This is a genomic window from Streptomyces sp. NPDC003011 (assembly GCF_053591515.1).
In genome coordinates, this window is sequence record NZ_JBSFTY010000033.1 from 1 (window position 1) to 19,565 (window position 19,565).

Consider the following 19,565-nt stretch of genomic DNA (forward strand, 5'->3'; position numbering starts at 1 on the left):
ACGGTCGTCGGCGGTGGCCGGGTCGGCCGACGTCCCTGGATTCAACCAGGTTCGCGGGCCGCGCCGCAGACGCCGGTCAGCGGGGGGTGCCGAAGGTGGCGGAGGTCGAGGGAGCGGTGGTGTCGGGGAGGGGCGCGGTGAGCAGACCCGGCGAGACGAGGTCCAAGGGGGTGGACCACGCGGTCAGCGTGAGGGGCGCGGCGGCACTGAGCGGACGTATCAGCGGTGACATCGCGGCCGCCCCGGCCAGCACGGGCGCCGTCAGCGAATGGACGGACTCATGGTGCCGGTTCCCGGCGGGCGCCGGCACCCCGGGCAGCAGCGGCGCGGACACCTCGGTCGGGGCGACCGGGGTGCTGCCGAGCGGCCCCTGTCCCTGCGCGAGCAGGGGACCCACCCCGCGGCGCCGCTGGCTCTCGGGCGCCGTGGCGGCTCCCGTGCCCTGCGTGCGCGCCGGAGTCACATTGCTGCCGGCGCCGGTGGCGCCGCGCGCGTCCGCCGCCATGTCGCCGGGCGTCACGGTGCTGACGCCGCCGAGCGCGATGGCGGCCAGGGACACCGCTCCGGCCGCGGCGGCCGCGAACCGCAGTCCGCGCGAGGCCGACCGCTCGGCCTCGTGACGGCTGACGTCATGGATACGGAAGGCCCGGTTCCCGGAGGAGGGCGGCAGCACGGAGGGGTGCGCACGAGCCGGCACGTAGTCGAACTCGAACCGCTCGCCACGCCGCAGGCCGAAGACCCCGGTGGTTCCGGGACGTGCGGACAGTCCGCCGGTCAATCCCGGTCCGCCGAAGGGCGAGCCGTCACCGTCGTCCGCGTCGCCCCCCGCGGGAAGCCCCTGAAGACGGGCCAGGAAACTCTCGGAGGGCGGTGGCGGGGCGGCCTCCGCGAAGACGTTCTTCAGTCGGCGCTGCGCGTCGGCCTCTGCCTTGCACTTGGCGCAGGTGGCCAGGTGCGCGAGGACACGGTCGCGCGACTCATGACCGAGCTCTCCGTCCACCAGGGCGGCGAGTCGGTCTCCCAGATGCTGTTCGGACGGGGTAGGACGTGATCCACTCACGCGGACGCGCCCCCTCCCCCCAGCGCGGGAACACGGGCCATGAAGGAGCGACGCTCGGCCCGGGCCTCCGGCGAGCGGTGCGCGAGCGCCTTGCGCAACTGCGAGCGGCCGCGGTGGATCCGGGACCGGACCGTGCCGAGCTTGACGCCCAGGGTCGCGGCGATCTCCTCGTACGACAGGCCTTCGATGTCGCACAGGACGACCGCGGCGCGGAACTCCGGGGCGAGGGTGTCGAGGGCCTGCTGGACGTCCGCGTCGAAGTGGGCGTCGTTGAACACCTGCTGGGGTGATGGCTCGCGGCTGGGCAGTCGCTCGGCCGCGTCCTCGCCGAGGGCGTCGAAGCGGATGCGCTGCTTGCGGCGGACCATGTCCAGGAAGAGATTGGTGGTGATGCGGTGCAGCCAGCCCTCGAAAGTGCCCGGCGTGTACGTCGATAGGGAGCGGAAGACGCGGACGAAGACCTCCTGCGTGAGGTCCTCGGCGTCGTGCTGGTTGCCCGTCAGTCGATACGCGAGCCGGTAGACCCGGCCACTGTGCGTGCTGACGATCTCCTCCCAGGTGGGCGGAGTCCACGCCTGCCCGTCCGCGTCGCTGGAGAAGGTCGCGGTCCGGTCGTACTCAGCGGCGTGGCTGTGGTCAGCAGCGGTGTCGTTCACGGATTTGGGCCTGCCCGCCGACCCGAGAAAGCGCCGCAGCACTCCTCCCCGATCCACAGGTACGGCCGCACCTCCCCTGTCGGCTCTGGTGGTGTCCAGTGGAGCCCCTACCATAGCCACCTCGCCCGTTAGCTCCGGATAAGCGGTTTTACGAGAAATTGATCTGGGGTGACACGGCTCGTGCGGCTGCGTCAGCACTTGCTTGAGCCCCTGCTCGCCATCGTGATCCAACTGTGTCCCCCCGGGTCGTCTCCCACCCCTATAAACGCCCGGTCCCATCTGCGGGTTCCCGGCACCAACGGATACAGTCACGCCCAGGCAACCATGGGGACAGGAGAGGGTCATTACCGGCAACCGGCAGACGAGCTGGGCGTTCGCCGACGCCTATGTCGCCGAGGACGAAACCCTGCGCTGGGCCCGTGACCGGGCCCGCGAGGCGGGGCTGCGCTCGGTGTCGCCCGGCACGGGTGCGGCGCTGCGGTTGCTGGCGGCCACCGTCGACGCCAAGGCGGTCGCCGAGATCGGCACCGGGACGGGCGTGTCCGGGATCCATCTGCTGCACGGCATGCGCCCGGACGGCGTCCTCACCACGGTCGACCCCGAGCCGGAGCACCAGCAGTTCGCCCGCCAGGCTTTCCGTGCCTGCGGCTTCGCCAGCAACCGGGCCCGCTTCATCCCCGGGCGCGCCCTGGACGTACTGCCCCGGCTCGCGGACGCCGGCTACGACCTGGTCTTCTGTGACGGCGACCGCCAGGAATTCCTGGACTATCTCGCTGAATCGTTGCGCCTGCTGCGCCCCGGTGGGCTGGTCGTTTTCGAGGGCGTCTTCGCGAACGGCCGGACGGTGGACTCGGGCCCGCAGCCCACGGAGGTCCTGCGGCTGCGGGAGCTGCTGCGCGCGGTGCGCGAGAGCCAGGAGCTGATGCCGTCCCTGCTGCCGGTCGGCGACGGACTGCTGTGCGCCGTCAAACGATGAGGCCCACCGGCTGACGCGAGGCCCGTCGGTCCGAGGCCCGTCGATGTGGGTTCCGCGTGTTCAATCCGTGTTCTCTCCCGGCGTGTCCCGGGCTGTCGAGCCGTGAAAAACGCTGCCCCGGCACCGTGTGCGATGCCGGGGCAGCCGAAAGGGTATGGTCGCTTCCGCGTCAGCCGACGACCTTCTTGAGGGCGTCACCGAGCGCGTCGGCCTCGTCAGGGGTCAGCTCGACGACGAGTCGACCGCCGCCTTCGAGCGGAACGCGCATGACAATGCCCCGCCCCTCCTTGGTCACCTCGAGCGGGCCATCGCCCGTCCGCGGCTTCATGGCCGCCATGCTCGTTCCCCTTCCTGAAACCAGCTCATAGTCAAAGCCGACAGCCCTGGAGGGCACGCGCATTCCTGGAGTGGGACACGCGACACCGGCATCGAACACATTGCTTCCAGGCCATTATCCCGCATCTCAGGACCCGATGACCAACATCAGTCGGCATCGCTTGGGCAACGCGCGCGAGCAAAACCACTCAATTCGGCGGTGTGACTGCGATACTGCGCCGCCGCACGGACATTCTCCGACCGGATGCCGTCCCGAATTCTTTGACGCAGGTCACACGTCCGGTCGGGGCCCCGGGCGGCGATCTCCGCCATGCTGTCCTTCGGACACTGGGACGTACTGACCGGTACGTCCGAGCCGCGGACACCGGAGGGGAACGCCATGGCCGACACCGTGCTGTACGAGGTGAGCGACGGACTCGCGACGATCACGCTGAACCGCCCCGAGGCGATGAACGCGCTGAACATCGCGACCAAGGTCGCCCTCCGGGACGCGGTGCGGTCCGCGGCGGACGACGACGCCGTACGGGCGGTGCTGCTGACCGCCGCCGGGGACCGGGCGTTCTGCGTGGGGCAGGACCTCAAGGAGCACATCGGGCTGCTGGTCACCGACCGCGAGGCGGGCACGGAGCAGACCATGAGCACGGTGCGGGAGCACTACAACCCGGTCGTGCGGGCGCTCACCGGCATGCGCAAGCCCGTGGTGGCGGGGGTGAACGGGGTGGCGGCCGGGGCCGGGTTCGGTTTCGCGCTCGCCGCGGACTACCGGGTGGTGGCGGACACGGCGGCCTTCAACACGTCCTTCGCGGGCGTGGCGCTGACCGCGGACTCGGGCATCTCCTGGACGCTGCCCCGGGTCGTCGGGCCCGGCCGGGCGGCCGACCTGCTGCTGTTCCCGCGCAGTGTTCCGGCGCAGGAGGCGTACGAGCTGGGCATCGCGAACCGGCTGGTGCCGGCGGCGGAATTGCGGAGCGAGGCGGAGAAGGTGGCGCGGGCACTGGCCGCGGGGCCGACGGTGGCGTACGGGGCGATCAAGGAGGCGATGGCGTACGGGCTGTCGCACTCCCTGGAGGAGACGCTGGAGAAGGAGGACGAGCTCCAGACGCGGGCGGGGTCGTCCGAGGACCACGCCATCGCGGTGCAGGCGTTCGTGAACAAGGCCAGGCCCACGTATCTGGGCCGGTGAATGCGGGCCGGCGGCTCGCTCGCGGGCGGCGGGCCGGCCGGGACCGGCCGGCCGGGTCGTCCTCCGTGCCGTGTCCCCGTGTCCCTAGGAGGCGCGCCTCGCCACGCACGTCTCCAGGTGATCGTCGACCAGTCCGCACGCCTGCATCAGCGCGTACGCCGTCGTCGGGCCGATGAAGCGCAGGCCCCGTTTCTTGAGGGCCTTCGACAGGGCCGTCGACTCGGGGGTGACCGCCGGCACGTCGGAGAGGGTCTTCGGGGCCGGGCGGGCGGCCGGGTCCGGGGCGTGGGACCAGATGAGGTCGTCCAGCTCGCCCGGGGCCCAGTCGGCCAGCACGCGCGCGTTGGCGAGCGTCGCGTCGACCTTGGCGCGGTTGCGGATGATGCCCGGGTCGGCGAGCAGGCGCTCGCGGTCGTCGTCGGTGAAGGCGGCGACCGAGGCGATCCGGAAGTCGGCGAAGGCCGTACGGAAGGTCGGGCGGCGGCGCAGGATCGTGATCCAGGACAGGCCCGACTGGAAGGCCTCCAGGCACAGGCGCTCGAACAGCGCGTCGTCGCCGTGGACCGGGCGGCCCCACTCCTCGTCGTGGTACGTCACGTAGTCCGCGGTGGACAGGGCCCAGGGGCAGCGCGGCGCGCCGTCCGGACCGGCCCGGGCGGCGCCGTCGCTCACGGCTGCTCCTGCGGCCGGACCGGCTTGTCCATGGACAGGTGGGCCGCGGTGGCCCGGGCGCCGGCCAGCGCGGACTCCAGGTCGGCGATACGGGCGTCCCGCTCGGCGAGTTCGGCGGCGAGGCGGCCGAGCGCGTCGTCGACGTCCGCCATGCGGTAGCCGCGGGCGGCGAGCGGGAAGCGCAGGCTCTCGATGTCCGCGCGGTTCACCGGGCGGTCGGGAGGCAGTGGGTCCCGCAGTCGCTCGGGGGCGGCCTCCGGCAGCGGGCCGTCGCCCTCGCCGCCGCCCACGACGGCGAGCGTCACCGCGGCGACCACCACGGCCAGCGCGATGACCAGGAACAAGAACATAACCATCGCTGAGGTCCCCACGCTCTGTGTGCTCGGCTTCGAATGTGTCAGGGTCCGATCGTGCCATGCGAGTCTGACAGTTAGGGTCGCAGGCGGTCGGTCGCCGGGACGAACTAGGAGAGGTCACAGGGGATGCTCAGGCTGGGCAGGCGGGAATTCGGACCGCACGAGCCGGTGATCATGGCGATCGTGAACCGGACCCCGGACTCCTTCTACGACCAGGGGGCGACCTTCCTCGACGAACCCGCCCTCGCGCGCGTGGAGCGCGCGGTGGCGGAGGGCGCGGCCATCGTCGACATCGGCGGGGTCAAGGCCGGGCCGGGCGAGGAGGTGACCGCCGAGGAGGAGGCGCGGCGGACCGTCGGGTTCGTGGCGGAGGTGCGGCGGCGCTTCCCGGACGTCGTCATCAGCGTGGACACCTGGCGGGCCGAGGTCGGTGAGGCGGTCTGCGAGGCCGGGGCGGATCTGCTGAACGACGCGTGGGGCGGCGTGGATCCCGGGCTGGCGGAGGTCGCCGCGCGGTACGGCGTGGGCCTGGTGTGCACGCACGCGGGGGGCGCGCAGCCCCGGACACGGCCGCACCGGGTGACGTACGACGACGTCATGGCCGACATCCTCGCGGTGACCGTGGGGCTGGCCGAGCGGGCGGTGGCCCTGGGGGTGCCCCGGGAGTCCGTGCTGATCGATCCCGGGCACGACTTCGGGAAGAACACGCGGCACAGCCTGGAGGCGACGCGGCGGCTGGGCGAGATGGTGGCGACCGGGTGGCCGGTGCTGGTGTCGCTGTCCAACAAGGACTTCGTGGGCGAGACGCTGGACAGGCCCGTGAAGGAGCGGGTGGTGGGGACGCTGGCGACGACGGCGGTGTCGGCGTGGCTGGGGGCGCAGGTGTACCGGGTGCACGAGGTCGCCGAGACGCGGCAGGTGCTGGACATGGTGGCGTCGATCGCGGGGCACCGGGAGCCGGCGGTGGCGCGGAGGGGGCTGGCGTAGGGTTTTCGTCGCCCCCGCCGCCCCTTCCCGTCCCGTCCCTGGGGGCTGCGCCACCAGACCCCATCGGCCCGAAGGGCCTCGTCCTCAAGCGCCGGACGGGCTGTCATGGCGCCCCGCTAGCGGCCCGCCTCCTTCGACACCAGCGCGACCGCCTCGTCCACGTCGTCCGTGAGGTGGAACAGGAGGAGGTCCTTCTCCGAGGCCTTGCCCTGGGCGATCAGGGTGTTCTTGAGCCAGTCGACCAGCCCGCCCCAGTACTCCGTACCGAAGAGGACGATCGGGAAGCGGGTGACCTTCTGGGTCTGGACCAGGGTCAGTGCCTCGAAGAGTTCGTCCAGCGTGCCGAGGCCGCCCGGCAGGACCACGAAGCCCTGCGCGTACTTGACGAACATCATCTTGCGGACGAAGAAGTAGCGGAAGTTGAGGCCGATGTCGACGTACTGGTTCAGGCCCTGCTCGAAGGGCAGTTCGATGCCCAGCCCGACGGAGATGCCCTTCGCCTCGCAGGCGCCCTTGTTCGCGGCCTCCATGGCGCCGGGGCCGCCGCCGGTGATGACGGCGAAACCGGCTTCGACCAGGCCGCGGCCGAGGCGCACCCCCGCCTCGTACTCCGGTGAGTCCGCGGGCGTCCGGGCCGAGCCGAACACGCTGATCGCGGCCGGGAGTTCGGCGAGTGTGCCGAAGCCCTCGATGAACTCCGACTGGATGCGCAGGACCCGCCACGGGTCGGTGTGGACCCAGTCGGAGGGGCCGCCCGCGTCCAGCAGCCGCTGGTCGGTCGTGCTCGCCTGGACCTGCTCCCGCCTGCGGAGCACCGGTCCCAGGCGCTGCTCCTCCGGCGGCTGCTTCGCGCCCTCGGGGTTGCCAGTAGCCATGTGTGCTCCCTCCGCTTGCGGGTCTTTCCATCTCAGCGTAGATCCACGCGGGTTACGGACGGGGGACGTGAGCATGTCCGCCTTGAAGCGCCCTCGGACACACCTGCGCCGTCCCGTGCGCCCTCACGCCGTCAGCCAGCTCCGCAGCCGCTCCTCGGCCTCCGGGATCAGGGACGCCTTCACCCGCTCGTCCGCCTTGTGCGCCAGCAGCGGCTCGCCGGGGCTGTAGTTCACCGCGGGCACGCCCAGCGCGCTGAAGCGGGCCACGTCCGTCCAGCCGAACTTGGGGCGGGCCTCGCCGCCGACGGCCGCCATGAAGGCCTGGGCGGCCGGGTGGGTGAGGCCGGGGCGGGCGCCGCCGGTGTGGTCGTCGACCACGAACTCGTCGACACCGCAGTCCGCGAAGTAGGCGCGGACGAAGGCCTCCGCCTCCTCCTCGCTGCGGTCGGGCGCGTAGCGGAAGTTGACGACGAGGGTGCAGGCGTCGGGGATGACGTTGGTGGCGACACCGCCCTCGACGCGTACGGCGTTGAGGCCCTCGTGGAACCGGAGGCCGTCCACGACCGGCTCGCGGGGCTCGTACGCGGCGAGCTTGGCGAGCGCCGGGGCGGCGGCGTGAATGGCGTTGGAGCCCATCCACGCGCGCGCGGAGTGCGCCCGCTCCCCCTTGAACTTCAGGAACACCCTGAGCGTGCCCTGGCAGCCGCCCTCCACCTGACCGTCCGTCGGCTCCAGCAGGACCGCGAAGTCGCCCTCCAGCCACTCGGGGTGGGCCGCGGCCACGTGCTTGAGGCCGTTCAGGTCCGAGGCGACCTCCTCGTTGTCGTAGAAGACGAAGGTGAGGTCTCGGTTGGGCGCCGGGACCGTGGCCGCGATGCGCAGCTGCACCGCCACCCCGGACTTCATGTCACACGTACCGCAGCCCCACAGGTAGCCCTCGTCGTCGAGCCGGGAGGGGACGTTGTCCGCGATCGGGACGGTGTCGATGTGGCCGGCGAGGATGACGCGTTCCGGTCGGCCCAGATTCGTGCGGGCGACCACGTTGTTGCCGTACCGGTCGACCGTCAGGTGCGGCAGCGCGCGCAGGGCTACCTCGATCGCGTCCGCCAGCGGCTTCTCGGTGCCGCTCTCGGAGGGGAAGTCGACGAGCTGCGCGGTGAGCCGAGCGGCGTCCAGGGTGAGGTCAAGTGAGGTGTCGGCCATGCTGTCGACCTTAACGCCCGGGCCGTCGGCGGACTGTCCACAGGCGGCACCGCACGCACAGTACTCTCCAGTATCTTGTGCGAATGCCAGAGCAGTCCCCTCCTCCCAAGCGTCGCGGCCGCCTCCTGCGTATCGGGGCGGCCCTCGTGGTCCTGTGCGCCGTCGCCGGTTACCTCGTGGTGCAGTACGTCACCGGAGGCGCGAACACTCCCGGCTGCAAGGTCGTCTCCGGCGAGGACGGCGGAGCCGGCTACGAGTTCAGTCCGGAGCAGGCCGTCAACGCGGCGACGATCGCGGCCGTCGGCACCGGGCGCGGCATGCCCGAGCGGGCCGTGACGATCGCGCTCGCCACCGCGCTCCAGGAGTCGGCGCTGCGCAACATCGACTACGGCGACCGCGACTCGCTCGGCCTGTTCCAGCAGCGGCCCTCGCAGGGCTGGGGCACGCCGAAGGAGATCATGGACCCGACGTACTCGGCGGACATCTTCTACGAGCACCTGGCGAAGGTGCCGGACTACCGGGACCTCCCGCTGACGGTCGCCGCGCAGAAGGTGCAGCGCAGCGGTTATCCGACGGCGTACGCCAAGCACGAGCCGGATGCCGCGCTGCTCGCCGCCGCCCTCACCGGGCAGTCGGCGGCCACGCTGACCTGCGAGGGGCGCCCGGCCACCACCCAGGCCGCCGGTCCGGACGCGGTGCGCTCGGCCCTGGTGCGCGACTTCGGCCGGGACGTGCTGGAGCCGGCCTCGGCCGAGGTGGACGGTTCGCCGACGCCGACACCGACGCCGAAGCCGTCCGCGAGCGCCGCGGGCGGCAGCGACGGGCGGACCGTCACGCTGCCCGTGACCGAGGACACGGCCCCGGGCCCGGACCGCGGCCTGCGCGAACGCGGCTGGCAGCTGGCGCACTGGGCGGTCGCCAACGCGTCCGCGCTGCACATCGAGCGTGTCACGTACGCCGGGCGGGAGTGGGTCGCCGGCACCACGGACAGCCAGTGGCGTACGGCGGACACGGCCGACGCGCAACGGGCCACGGACGCGGTCCGGATCGTGACCGCGCAGTAGTACGGGCGCTCACCCCCAAGGGTTACGCGGGCCATCTGACGGCGGCCGTGTGGGCAGGTTTTCGCCCGGTCACCCCCGTATGCGGCAGATCCCGTGCCGTCACAGGGCTGTAAGGATTCGGCGGACTTTCGGGCCGGGCTCTTTTTGCCCGTTTTTATCCACAGGCGATAATGCGACGCATTGCCAACTCTTTACATCGCGTCGCCGCAACCTTCGCAGGCTTCGAGCGGTAGTCACTGCGTCCGAGCCCGGACGATCACAGCCGAATGAAGGAGCAACATGTCCCTCCCCCTGACCCGACGGATCGCCCGTGCCGCGCTGCTCGTCGCTGCGGGAGCGGCCGCCGGGGTCGGTGCGGCCGGCTCCGCCAGCGCGGCCCCCGAGCTGCCGGCCACTCCGAACCTCGGTGGGCTGACCGCCCTGGACGGGGCGAACGTCGGCAACACCGTCGACGGTGCGGCGCAGAACCTGAGCGGGACCGCGGGTGACACCGGCAGCAAGGCGGTCAAGAAGGCGGTGCCGGTCGCCGGCAAGACCAGCGGCAAGGTCGTGAAGAAGGCGACGCCGGTGGCGCAGAAGGTGGCGGGCGAGGCGGCCGGCTCCGCCGGGGACGTGGTGGGCGACACCGCGTCGACCGCGACGAAGGGCGGACTGCCGGCGGACGCGGTCGCCAAGGACGGGCTGCCGGCGGCGGACTCGCTGCCGCTGAAGGGGCTTCCCCTCGGCTGACGCCGGCTTGCCGCCCGCTGTACGGCGACGGGGTCCAGGGTGTCACCTGGGCCCCGTCGCCTTGTGCGCCGACGGACGCCGGCGCCATGACGCCGGCAGGGGGCGTGGCGGCTACGTGAGCCGCTTCACCGCTGCCCTGATCCGCTCGTCCGTCGCCGTCAGGGCCACGCGGACAAAGGTCTTGCCGGCCTCGCCGTAGAAGTCGCCCGGGGCCACCAGGACGCCGAGGCCGGCCAGGTGCGCGACCGTGTCCCAGCACGACTCGTCGCGGGTGGCCCAGAGGTAGAGGCTGGCCTCGCTGTGCTCGATGCGCAAGCCGTGGGCGAGCAGCGCCTCGCGCAGGGCGGCGCGGCGGGCGGCGTAGCGTTCGCGCTGTTCGCGGACGTGGGTGTCGTCGCCGAGGGCCGCGACCACCGCCGCCTGGGTCGGGGCCGGCGTCATCATGCCGCCGTGCTTGCGGATCTCCAGCAGCGGCCCGAGGACGGCCGGGTCGCCGGCCAGGAAGGCCGCGCGGTAGCCCGCCAGGTTCGAGCGCTTGGAGAGCGAGTGGACGGCGACGATGCCGTCGTAGGAGCCGCCGTTCACGTCCGGGTGCAGGACCGAGACCGGGTCGGCCTCCCACCCCAGCTCCAAGTAGCACTCGTCGGAGAAGAGCAGGATGCCGTGCTCGCGGGCCCAGGCGACGATCCGGGTCAGCTCGTCCTTGGGGATGACCCGGCCCGTGGGGTTGGACGGGGAGTTGAGCCAGAGCAGCTTCAGGCCGGCCGGGTCCAGGGTCGTCGGGTCGTCGTAGACCTCGTACTCCGCGCGGGCCAGCCGCGCGCCGACCTCGTAGGTCGGATAGGCCAGGCGCGGATAGGCCACCCGGTCGCCGGGGCCGAGGCCCAGCTGGGTGGGGAGCCAGGCGACGAGTTCCTTGGAACCGACGACCGGCAGGACGTGCCGGTGGGTGACCTCGCGGGCGCCCAGGCGGCGCTCCAGCCAGCCGGTGATCGCGTCACGCAGCGCCGGGGTGCCCCAGACCGTCGGATAGCCCGGCGAGTCCGCGGCGCCGACCAGCGCCTTCCGGATCAGCTCGGGGACCGGGTCGACCGGAGTGCCGACGGACAGGTCGACGATGCCGTCCGGGTGCGCGGCGGCCGTCTTCTTGTACGGCTCCAGCTTGTCCCAGGGGAAGGTGGGCAGGCGGTCGGAGACTGCGGACACGGTGCTCGGCTCACTTTCTTCGGTACGGCAAACGCCTCGGCCCCGTACGGCGATCAAGGGCGATCGGGCCGTACGGGACCGGGGCGATGAGGGTCCCCCGGTCCCAGCGCGGTCGGGACATGGGGGAGGTGCGGACCGCTCCTACTGGTTCTGCGGCGGCAGCGCGGCGACGAAGGGGTGGTCGCGCTCGATCAGGCCCAGCTTGCTGGCGCCGCCCGGGGAGCCGAGCTCGTCGAAGAACTCGACGTTCGCCTTGTAATAGTCCTTCCACTCCTCGGGAGTGTCGTCCTCGTAGAAGATCGCCTCGACCGGGCAGACCGGCTCACAGGCACCACAGTCGACGCATTCGTCCGGGTGGATGTACAAGGACCGGGAGCCCTCGTAAATGCAGTCGACCGGGCACTCCTCGATGCACGCCTTGTCCTTGACGTCGACACAAGGCTGCGCGATGACGTAGGTCACGCTGTCGTTCCTCCTCGATAGGGCGCTGGCGGGCCTCCTCAGGCTCCGCCGCCTGGCGCGCGGGAGCGCGGCGTCGTCGATGCCCGCACCTAGTATCTCCGTTCCCGGGCATGATCCGAACAGGAGGGGTGAACTGACCTGTGGAAATCTCTGCGACAGGACGCCTCGTGGTCCGTATCTCCGCAGCTGACGTGGGCAAACGGGTGTCCGTCCGGCGGCTGGGCGACGGTGGGGCCACGCGTGAGAAGTTCACCGACACGGTGGGTGTTCTCACATCATGGGACGACGGTGTGCTGCTGATCACGCGCCGGGACGGCCGCAGTGTCCGCATTCCGGAATCCGCGCTGGTCGCGGGCAAGGTCGTCCCGTCCGCACCGGCCCGGCGGCGGGGCCCCGCGGCGTCCTACGAGGAGCTGGCGCGCGTCGCCGCCCGGGCCTGGCGGCCCGTGGAGAGCGAACGGCTGGGCGGGTGGGAACTGCGGGCCGCCGGCGGGTTCACCCGGCGGGCCAACTCCGTACTCCCGCTGGGCGACCCCGGCCGCCCGCTCGACGAGGCCCTGAGCGCCGTACGGCAGTGGTACGGCGACCGTGGGCTGCCCGCCTACGTGCAGACCGCGACCGGGGCCGAGGGGACGCAGGAAGCCCTGTGCGCGGAGCTGGAGCGGCGGGGCTGGACGCGGGAGGTGAGCGCCGAGCTGTGGATCGGCGCGCTGGCGCCCCTCGCCGACCGGGGGGAGCCGGCCGGCGTCACGCTGTCCCGGACGGCGGACGAGGCGTGGCTCGCGCGCTACCAGCGAAAAGGGGTGAGCGAGGTGGCGCTGAAGGTGCTGGGGAGCGGCCCGTCGGTGTGGTTCGCCACGGTTCCCGGCCCGGCGGAGGGCGCGGCTCCCGCGGCCATCGGGCGGTGTGTCGTCGACGGGCGGTGGGCCTCCTTCGCCGCCGTCGAGGTGGATCCGCGCCAGCGGCGGCGGGGGCTGGCCACCGCCGTGCTGGCGGCGCTGGCCCGGCGGGCGCTCGACGAAGGCGCCTCGGCCGCGTGGCTCCAGGTCGAGACGGACAACGCGGGGGCGCGGGCGCTGTACGCCGGGACGGGGTTCTCGGCGCACCACGCGTACCACCACTACCGCGAACCCGGAAGTGTCGAGAACCAGCGGTAGTGATCGCCGTGAAAGGGCACCAGCCTGCTATGCGTCCCCCCTGCCCCCCACCGCCCGAACGCTCCGCCGAACTGCGCCGGCGGTTCGCCGAAGAGGCCCGCGCCGAGCGGCCCGACCTGGCCACGCTGTGTCTGCTGGTGGGCGCGGAGGCGGACGGGACGCTGGACGAGGCGGGTATCGACGCCGCGCAGATCGAGCTGGACCGGCTGGCCGGACAGCTGCCGTTCCGGCCCGGCGGGCCGCGCTCCTGGGCGGTCGCGCTGCGCGAGATGCTCGGGGAGCGGTGCGGTTTCCACGGCACCCCCGCCGACTACCAGCGCCTGGAGTCCTCGCTGCTGCACGAGGTGCTGCGGCGGCGGCGCGGGCTGCCCATCCTCCTGGCGGTGGTGTGGATGGAGGTGGCGCGGCGGGCCGGTGCGCCGGTGTACGGGGTGGCTCTGCCGGGGCATTTCGTGGTCGGGCTCGGAGCGCAGGAGGAGCAGGTGCTGGCCGACCCCTTCGACGGGGGGCGGGTGCTGACCGGCTCCGACGCGGAGCTGCTGGTGGCGGGGGCGACGGGGGGTTCGTTGCATCCGTCGATGCTGCGTCCCGCGGAGTCGCTGGACGTGGTGCTGCGGATCCTGAACAACGTCCGGGCGTGGGCGGCGGCCCGGCCGGAGCGGTCGGATGTGGCGTTGTGGGCCGTCGACCTGTCGCTGCTGCTGCCCGCGCATCCGGCGCGGCTTCGGTACGAGCGGGCGCAACTGCTGGTGCAGCGGGGGGACTTCGTGCAGGGGGCCCAGGAGCTGGAGACGTACGCCGAGGTCGTGGGGGCGGTGGACGAGCCGGCCGCGGCGCGGGTGCGGGAGCAGGCGCGGGCGGCGCGGGCCATGCTCAATTAGTCCCGTCACGAAGCCCCTGCCCGGTGCGGGCAGGGGCTCGTTCGTCCGGCCGGGCGGGGGTCAGCTCGGGTTCACGTCGATGACCTGGATGCGCTCCGCCGGTGTCTTGCCGCGCAGCGCCTTGCCCAGCGCGGAGGCGACGTCCTGCGGCAGGACGTCCCGCTTCCCGCTCGCGCCCTCGATCTGCACGCCGTCGAAGGTGGTGCCGTACGCCTCCTGGAGCGCCTGAAGGTCGTACGTCTCCACGAGCTTGCCGTCGACGGCCTTGAAGCCGAGGATCTTCGGCAGTGACAAGGAGCCGAACTTGATGCTGTGCGCCGCGTCGGTCTGCACGGTGACGACTTCGGACATCGCGGGCTCCGCGAACTCCGTCATCATCCGGTCGACCTCGGCGTTCGGGACGGTCGGCTGCCTGGTGGTCGTCGGGAGCGCCACCGCGGAGGCCGTGCCGGTCTCGACCTGGGTGCGGTACGCCTCCTCGACCGACTCGGTCGACTTGCCGACGTCGATGCCCTTGCCCGGCTTGCCGTACACGGCGACGGCCTTGCCGTTCTCGAACTTGATCGTGCCGTCGGTCGCCGACCCGGCGCCGCCGGCGGCCTCCTGGAGTTCGGCGTGCAGCTTCTCCTCGTCGACCGGCATGACCGGCTCGACGACCCGGTGGTTGCCGAAGAGCGAACCGATCACGGAGACCGGGTTGTAGTCGCTCTGCGCGGCGCCGCTCACCGTGGACTGCATGTCGAACTGGAGCCCGGCCTGCTCCGGCTTCAGCGTGACGGTCCTGCCGTCCACCGAGAGCTTGAGGTCCTTGTTCACCCGGGCGTCGAAGGCCTTGTTGAGCTTCTCGACGGCGTCGTCGCGGGTACCGCCGCCGATGTCGACGCCGAGCACGGTGGTGCCCTTGGGCACGTCGGAGTGGTTCATGAGCAGCCCGGCGCCGTACGCGACACCGCCGACCACGATCACCGCGCCGACCAGCAGCCCGAGCTTGCTGCGCCCCTTCTTCCTCTTTTTGGACGCGGACGCGGCGGGCGCGGTCTGCGTGCCCGTCTCGCCCGACTTCGGGGGCGTGTGCGGGAGCGGCCCGTCGGTGTGCGCGCCCGGCGGGAACGTCGGGTTCCGGTCGGACGGCACGACGGGGATACCGCTGGTGACGGTGTGCCCGGAGACGTTGTCCGCGGCACCGCCGAAGCCGGGGGAACCGGGCTCGGGGGCCGGCTTCTGCGGGGTGAGGATCGCGGTGTCGTCGCTCATACCGGCGGGGCGGGGGGCGGGGGCTCCTGCGGGGCCGGCGCCGGGACCCGCGTGGCGGCCGCTTCCGGGGGGTGTTCCGGGGCCACCGGGGCCGGTGCCGGGAGCGACGGGTCCGCCGGGGCCGGAGGGGCGGCCCGGGCCGTTCTGCGCACCGGGCCCGGAGGGGCCGTTGAAGGCGCCGGGGCCACCGGGGCCGCCGGGGGCGGAAGGGCCACCGGGGGCGGAAGGGCCACCCGGGGCACCGGGACCGCCGAGACCGGGCGAGCCGCTCGCGTGCCGGGGACCGCCGGAGGCGCCGGGGCCACCTGGACGGCCGAGGCCGTCGGACGCACCGGGCCCGCCAGGTCCGCCGGAGCCGCCGGGTCCGCGGAGGCCGTCAGCGCCGGAAGCGCCGCCGGGACCGCCGGGGTGAGCACCGGGCCCGCCGAAGCCGTCCGGTGCGTTGAAGTCGCGGGAACCGCCGAAGGGATCGGCTCCCGGGCCGGTGGGCGGTACCAGCGGTCCGTCGCCGGTGACCGGGCCGCCGGTCGGGCCGGCGGGGCCATGCGGACCGCTCGGTCCACCCGGCCCGCCGTGACCGTTCGGACCGCTGAACCCGCTGGGGCCGCCCTGGCCGCCGTAAGCGTCCTGGCCGTTCTGGCCGCCGTAGGCACCTTGGCCGTTCTGGTGGCCCTGACCGCCCTGACCGCCGTAGCTGCTCAGACCCTCGTCATAGGCGCTCAGAGCGCTCTGACCGTTCTGGGCGTTCTGGGCGTTCTGGGCGCCGCCATTCTGGCCGCCCTGGTCCCCGCCGTTCTCCGAGAAGTACGGCAGGTCGTCGCGGCGCGAGTCACCGGGGCGGGAGCCGTTGCCGCGCGGGCCCGCGCCCAGCGCCTCGGTGACGTCGAAGGATCCCGTGCCGCCACCGTGCCCGGGGGCCACCGGACCTCCGGTCGCACCGGACAGCCCGGCGCCGTTCGTGCCGCCGGGACGGGAGCCGCCCCGCACGCTCATGGAGCCGACCACGCCGCCGGGACGCGCACCGCCGGAGGCAGGCGTACCGGCACCGGTACCACCGGCACCGGTACCACCGCCGGAGGCACCCGCGCCCGAACCGCCCGGCGCACCGGCCCCGTTGGTGGAGCCGCCGCTCTGACCGCCCTTGGCCGGGCCGGACTTGCGGGGCACGAACCAGTCGCTCGGCTTCCCGTCCGCGCCCGGCGCGGGCTCGGCGGACGGTTCGGCGGTGCCCGTGGACGCGGACGCGGACGTGGCGGAGCCCGGCGTCGGCGCCTCGGCGTCCGCGCTGTCGTCGGACCCCTCGCTCTCGCCGACGGGCTTGCGCATGACGACCGGCGGAATCGGCCGTGATCCGGGGATGTTGATCCGGATCCGGGTCGTCAGCGTGGTCTCGGTCTTGCGTTCCTCCGGCGGCCGCGCGGCCGAACGGCCCGCGTCCGGACCGCCGTCGGAAGCCGTGGGCGTCCCGTACGGCGGCGTGCCCGAGGGGTAGGCGGCTCCGCCGCGCCCGTTGGGCCCGGAGGACGGACTGTCAGTTTCACGACTCAAGGCAGGTTCTCCCGGTTGGCTCCGCCGCCCGCGTTACGACCTCTCTCGGGCGGCTCGGCGGCGCGCACCACCATACTGGCCACTTCTGGCGCGTATCCCACGACCGCTGGGGAAACCCACACGGGAATCGCACGGGCGGGGTCCGGCGAAGTGGTACGTCACTTCCCAAGTCGGACGCCGTCACCGCCCGGTTGCCGCCCCGGACCAAGCGTGGCGCAGATCACAGCCACGGCCATCCCTCCGAACAGGAAGAGGTACGCGCTTCTTCCCGCGGCGAAGACGAAGTCGCCCTCCGGCCGGCTGGCGATGAGCAGGACGACCGCGAGCATCCAGCCGCCGGCGGGCGCGACGGCCCCGCCCCGGCTGCCGACGGCCCGCGCCCCGCCCAGGCAGAGGCCCGCCTCGCCGGCGAGCGCGAGCAGCAGCCCGCCGGGGAACCAGCCGGACTGCACCAGCGCCCCGGCCACCGCGACGACCGCGCCGAGCACGAAAAGCCCCAGACAGGCGGCGGCCCGCCCGGCAGAGGGCCGCTGCAACGGCTGGGCCAGCGCGGACGTCGTCCGGTCGCTCATCGCGTCTCCTCGATCCCGGCGAACAGATCGGTCTCCCGAGCCCCGGAGGGTGCCGCCTCCCCGCGCACCAACTCGTAGTACTCGGTGGCGAAGACGGGCTGGGCGAGTGCGTTGGAGAGGGCGAAGTACGGCTCGGCCACGTCGATCTGCGTGGCGTGCGCGCGCATCGCGGCGGCCTTCGCGGCGGCGTACGCGGTGCCGTCGATCCCGGCGGTGATCCGCTCGTCGCCGACCACACCCGGTACGTCGCCGACGTCGGCCGCCTTGTCGAAGCGCAGGCCGGGCAGGTCCCGCTCCAGCCGGGCGAAAGCCTCGTCGGCGACGGAGCGGGGCACCCGGTTCCAGTAGACCTTGGCGATCTCGCACCCCGACTCCGTGGCCAGCTCGACGGCCCGCATGGCCACCCGGTGCGCCTGGATGTGGTCGGGGTGGCCGTAGCCGCCGTTCTCGTCGTACGTGACGAGCACCTGGGGGCGTACCTCGCGGATGACCTCGACCAGGTACCCGGCGGCCTCGTCGAGGTCCGCCTGCCAGAAGCAGTACGGGTCGTCGTTGTCGGCGAGGCCCATCATCCCGGAGTCCTGGTAGCGGCCGGCGCCGCCGAGCTGACGGAAGTCGTCGACGCCGAGCGCGCGCATGGCCTCCGTGAGCTCACGGAGCCGGTGCTCGCCCAGGGCGGCGCCGGTCAGGTGGGCGAGTGCGGGCGGGATGACCTCGCCGCGCTCGCCGAGCGTGCAGGTGACCAGGGTCACCCGGGCACCTTCGGCCGCGTAGCGGGCCATGGTCGCGCCGTTGTTGATCGACTCGTCGTCCGGGTGCGCGTGCACCAGCAGCAGCCGCCGGGCGGGCAGTTCCGTCATGACCCCACCCTACGAGGCCCCTGGCCTCCCCCCTTCACCTCCCCGGACCGCGTGGGGAGGTGAGGGGGCTCACAAGGAATCCTGCGGGCGCCGTGCGAGCGGACTCCTGCGAGGGCCGCCCGCAGGGCGTCCGGGGTCTGCGCGGGACGGGGATCCGCTCGCGTCCACTGTCTGGCCGGATCATCGGGGCGGGGCAGGGCGGGGCGGCGGTAGGGCTGGGCTGGGCTGCGAGCGCGGCGGATGACACGGCGGTGCTGGGCTTGTCCGTCTGTGTGAGCCGGTCATGACCAGGGGCTTCCTGGTCGCGAACTCCGGCAGTCACGGCAGTGGCCGGGTTCGGAAGAACGGAAGGCCCGGTCACAGCCGTCGCAGGTCTGGAGGGGGAGTCGAACGGCCGGCGAGGCAGGGGGTGCTCGGAACGGTGGCGGCGGTGGCAGCTGCGCGGACAGGCGGTGCGCGAGGAAGGCCGCGGGTCGTCGTAGGCCCTCGGGCGGGAGATCGGTGGTCAGGGCCTGCCGTACGGCGGTGGGGCTGACGTCTCGCTCCAGCCAGGCGGCCACGCCGGGAGCGAGGTGGGCCGTGTCGCAGGCGGAGAGGAGGAGGTCCGGGGCCTGGCGGCGGAGGTCGGCGAGGAGATCCGTCGCGGCCTGAAGGAGGGCGGGAGCGGGGTGAGCGGGGCGCGGTACGGCGGGGAGGGGTTTGCGGGGGGCCGGTTTCCTCGGCGTCGGGCGGGCGGGTCGTACCGCCGTCTCGTCGTCCGTCCGGCGGCTCCCGGGCTGGTTGCAGGAGATCGTGCGGGTGACGATGCGGCCGCCGGGGACACGTCGGCGTTCGCGGCGCAGGTAACCGTGGGTCTCCAGTTCGCGCAGGGCCGCGGCGATACGGGTCGAACCCTCGGGGAAGCGGGCGGTGAGGGTCTTGATGTCGACGCGGGCGCCCGCGGGAAGCGACTGGATGTGGACGCCCAGCCCGATCGCGAGCCCCGACAGCTCCGGGTGCTGGGCGAGGTGGTTGCCGATCACCGTGAAGCGGGTGGTGTGGCGGGTGTTGTCGTGGGTGAGGCCGCTGCCGGGAGGGGTGTACCGGTGGGTGTGGTTTTTGCCCGCGTCGCGGGACCGGGCGTGCGGGGGCACGCTAGTGTCGTGCGTATCCATCAGGAAGGTGCTTTCTTCCTCGGTGGTCAGGCCCTCGCACTGGGATTGCCGTCCCGGCGGGGGCCGTCGCATGTCTGCGGTTGTGTTGCGCTGAGCGTAGGGCAGGCAACCACTGCCGAATCCAGCCGAGTTGGTGATGTTCACTCGCGCGGGTGAGAGGCGCCCGGCGCGGCGGGAGGGCGGGGTGGGGCTTGGTGGGGTGCTTTCACCGTCGTGGTCATTGGGGGAAGGCGCCCCTGCCACCGGAGCACGCGTTTCTGGGATCCGGCGTCCGCTCGGAGGCAGGGCAGCGTCGCGGCTCCACCTCGAACGTCTGCGGGAAGCAGGGCAGTTGCGGAACACTGAACGTCAGGCGATGCCGATGGACCACGAGG

Annotated in this window: 20 protein-coding genes; 7 read left to right on the top strand and 13 right to left on the bottom strand. The window is 72.9% G+C overall.

Annotation, left to right across the window (positions count from 1 at the left end; all coding sequences use genetic code 11):
* Nucleotides 1-76 precede the first annotated feature (76 nt).
* Complete coding sequence (locus tag ACWD0J_RS18350; RefSeq protein ID WP_451496842.1) at nt 77-1,060, bottom strand: zf-HC2 domain-containing protein; 984 nt, start codon at nt 1,058-1,060, stop codon at nt 77-79.
* Nucleotides 1,057-1,830, bottom strand: coding sequence for an RNA polymerase sigma factor SigE (sigE, locus tag ACWD0J_RS18355; RefSeq protein WP_451496843.1), 774 nt, complete (start codon nt 1,828-1,830; stop codon nt 1,057-1,059). The genes ACWD0J_RS18350 and sigE overlap by 4 nt, the downstream gene beginning before the upstream one ends.
* A gap of 163 nt (nt 1,831-1,993) precedes the next feature.
* Between sigE and ACWD0J_RS18360 the strand changes: the two genes are divergently transcribed.
* Nucleotides 1,994-2,692, top strand: a complete 699-nt coding sequence (locus tag ACWD0J_RS18360) for an O-methyltransferase (protein WP_451496920.1) — start codon at nt 1,994-1,996, stop codon at nt 2,690-2,692.
* Nucleotides 2,693-2,861: 169 nt separating this feature from the next.
* Here the strand turns inward: ACWD0J_RS18360 and ACWD0J_RS18365 are convergent, their stop codons facing one another.
* Nucleotides 2,862-3,029, bottom strand: a complete 168-nt coding sequence (locus tag ACWD0J_RS18365) for a DUF3117 domain-containing protein (protein WP_003966491.1) — start codon at nt 3,027-3,029, stop codon at nt 2,862-2,864.
* A gap of 378 nt (nt 3,030-3,407) precedes the next feature.
* On the opposite strand from ACWD0J_RS18365, the gene chcB reads away from it, so the two are divergent.
* Nucleotides 3,408-4,211, top strand: a complete 804-nt coding sequence (gene chcB, locus ACWD0J_RS18370; RefSeq protein WP_451496921.1) for a 2-cyclohexenylcarbonyl CoA isomerase — start codon at nt 3,408-3,410, stop codon at nt 4,209-4,211.
* Nucleotides 4,212-4,295: 84 nt separating this feature from the next.
* Here chcB and ACWD0J_RS18375 read toward each other — a convergent pair whose 3' ends face one another.
* Nucleotides 4,296-4,883 (bottom strand): DNA-3-methyladenine glycosylase I, encoded by a 588-nt coding sequence (locus ACWD0J_RS18375; protein WP_451496844.1) that lies wholly within the window; start codon nt 4,881-4,883, stop codon nt 4,296-4,298.
* A complete protein-coding gene (locus tag ACWD0J_RS18380) occupies nt 4,880-5,233 on the bottom strand; it encodes a DivIVA domain-containing protein (protein ID WP_451496922.1) in 354 nt (117 codons plus the stop codon). Before ACWD0J_RS18380 ends, ACWD0J_RS18375 begins: the two co-directional genes overlap by 4 nt.
* A gap of 132 nt (nt 5,234-5,365) precedes the next feature.
* Between ACWD0J_RS18380 and folP the strand changes: the two genes are divergently transcribed.
* Entirely contained in the window at nt 5,366-6,226 is an 861-nt protein-coding gene (gene folP / locus ACWD0J_RS18385; RefSeq protein ID WP_451496845.1) for a dihydropteroate synthase, read from the top strand.
* A 116-nt stretch (nt 6,227-6,342) separates the two neighbouring features.
* On the opposite strand, the gene ACWD0J_RS18390 is transcribed toward folP, so the two are convergent.
* Complete coding sequence (locus tag ACWD0J_RS18390) at nt 6,343-7,101, bottom strand: LOG family protein (protein WP_451496846.1); 759 nt, start codon at nt 7,099-7,101, stop codon at nt 6,343-6,345.
* 123 nt (nt 7,102-7,224) lie between these two features.
* On the bottom strand, nt 7,225-8,304 hold the full coding sequence (dapE, locus tag ACWD0J_RS18395; RefSeq protein ID WP_451496847.1) for a succinyl-diaminopimelate desuccinylase: 1,080 nt from the start codon (nt 8,302-8,304) through the stop codon (nt 7,225-7,227).
* Nucleotides 8,305-8,387: 83 nt separating this feature from the next.
* Here dapE and ACWD0J_RS18400 point away from each other — a divergent pair, with 83 nt between their 5' ends.
* Nucleotides 8,388-9,368: a heavy metal transporter gene (locus ACWD0J_RS18400; RefSeq protein ID WP_451496848.1), complete on the top strand. Its 981-nt coding sequence runs from the start codon at nt 8,388-8,390 to the stop codon at nt 9,366-9,368.
* A 279-nt stretch (nt 9,369-9,647) separates the two neighbouring features.
* Nucleotides 9,648-10,097: an ATP-binding protein gene (locus tag ACWD0J_RS18405; RefSeq protein ID WP_451496849.1), complete on the top strand. Its 450-nt coding sequence runs from the start codon at nt 9,648-9,650 to the stop codon at nt 10,095-10,097.
* Between the two features lie 111 nt (nt 10,098-10,208).
* On the opposite strand, the gene ACWD0J_RS18410 is transcribed toward ACWD0J_RS18405, so the two are convergent.
* Together ACWD0J_RS18410 and fdxA are read right to left on the bottom strand one after the other, a co-directional pair.
* Nucleotides 10,209-11,303: a bifunctional succinyldiaminopimelate transaminase/glutamate-prephenate aminotransferase gene (locus tag ACWD0J_RS18410; RefSeq protein WP_451496850.1), complete on the bottom strand. Its 1,095-nt coding sequence runs from the start codon at nt 11,301-11,303 to the stop codon at nt 10,209-10,211.
* Nucleotides 11,304-11,444: 141 nt separating this feature from the next.
* The gene (gene fdxA, locus ACWD0J_RS18415; protein WP_019058397.1) at nt 11,445-11,765 is read right to left on the bottom strand and encodes a ferredoxin; all 321 of its coding nucleotides are present in this window, start codon (nt 11,763-11,765) and stop codon (nt 11,445-11,447) included.
* Nucleotides 11,766-11,905: 140 nt separating this feature from the next.
* On the opposite strand from fdxA, the gene ACWD0J_RS18420 reads away from it, so the two are divergent.
* Nucleotides 11,906-12,922, top strand: coding sequence for a GNAT family N-acetyltransferase (locus ACWD0J_RS18420; protein ID WP_451496851.1), 1,017 nt, complete (start codon nt 11,906-11,908; stop codon nt 12,920-12,922).
* 29 nt (nt 12,923-12,951) lie between these two features.
* Nucleotides 12,952-13,803 carry a transglutaminase family protein gene (locus tag ACWD0J_RS18425; protein WP_451496852.1) on the top strand — a complete coding sequence of 284 codons (852 nt, stop codon included), beginning with the start codon at nt 12,952-12,954 and terminating at the stop codon, nt 13,801-13,803.
* A 60-nt stretch (nt 13,804-13,863) separates the two neighbouring features.
* Here the strand turns inward: ACWD0J_RS18425 and ACWD0J_RS18430 are convergent, their stop codons facing one another.
* The 4 genes from ACWD0J_RS18430 to ACWD0J_RS18445 all read right to left on the bottom strand — a co-directional run bounded on the left by ACWD0J_RS18430 (nt 13,864) and on the right by ACWD0J_RS18445 (nt 19,191).
* The gene (locus ACWD0J_RS18430) at nt 13,864-16,605 is read right to left on the bottom strand and encodes a hypothetical protein (protein ID WP_451496853.1); all 2,742 of its coding nucleotides are present in this window, start codon (nt 16,603-16,605) and stop codon (nt 13,864-13,866) included.
* Between the two features lie 158 nt (nt 16,606-16,763).
* Nucleotides 16,764-17,177, bottom strand: a complete 414-nt coding sequence (locus tag ACWD0J_RS18435) for a DUF6113 family protein (protein ID WP_451496854.1) — start codon at nt 17,175-17,177, stop codon at nt 16,764-16,766.
* Nucleotides 17,174-18,037 (bottom strand): N-acetyl-1-D-myo-inositol-2-amino-2-deoxy-alpha-D-glucopyranoside deacetylase, encoded by an 864-nt coding sequence (gene mshB / locus ACWD0J_RS18440; RefSeq protein ID WP_451496855.1) that lies wholly within the window; start codon nt 18,035-18,037, stop codon nt 17,174-17,176. Before mshB ends, ACWD0J_RS18435 begins: the two co-directional genes overlap by 4 nt.
* 281 nt (nt 18,038-18,318) lie before the next feature.
* The gene (locus ACWD0J_RS18445) at nt 18,319-19,191 is read right to left on the bottom strand and encodes a helix-turn-helix domain-containing protein (RefSeq protein WP_451496923.1); all 873 of its coding nucleotides are present in this window, start codon (nt 19,189-19,191) and stop codon (nt 18,319-18,321) included.
* Nucleotides 19,192-19,565 lie beyond the last annotated feature (374 nt).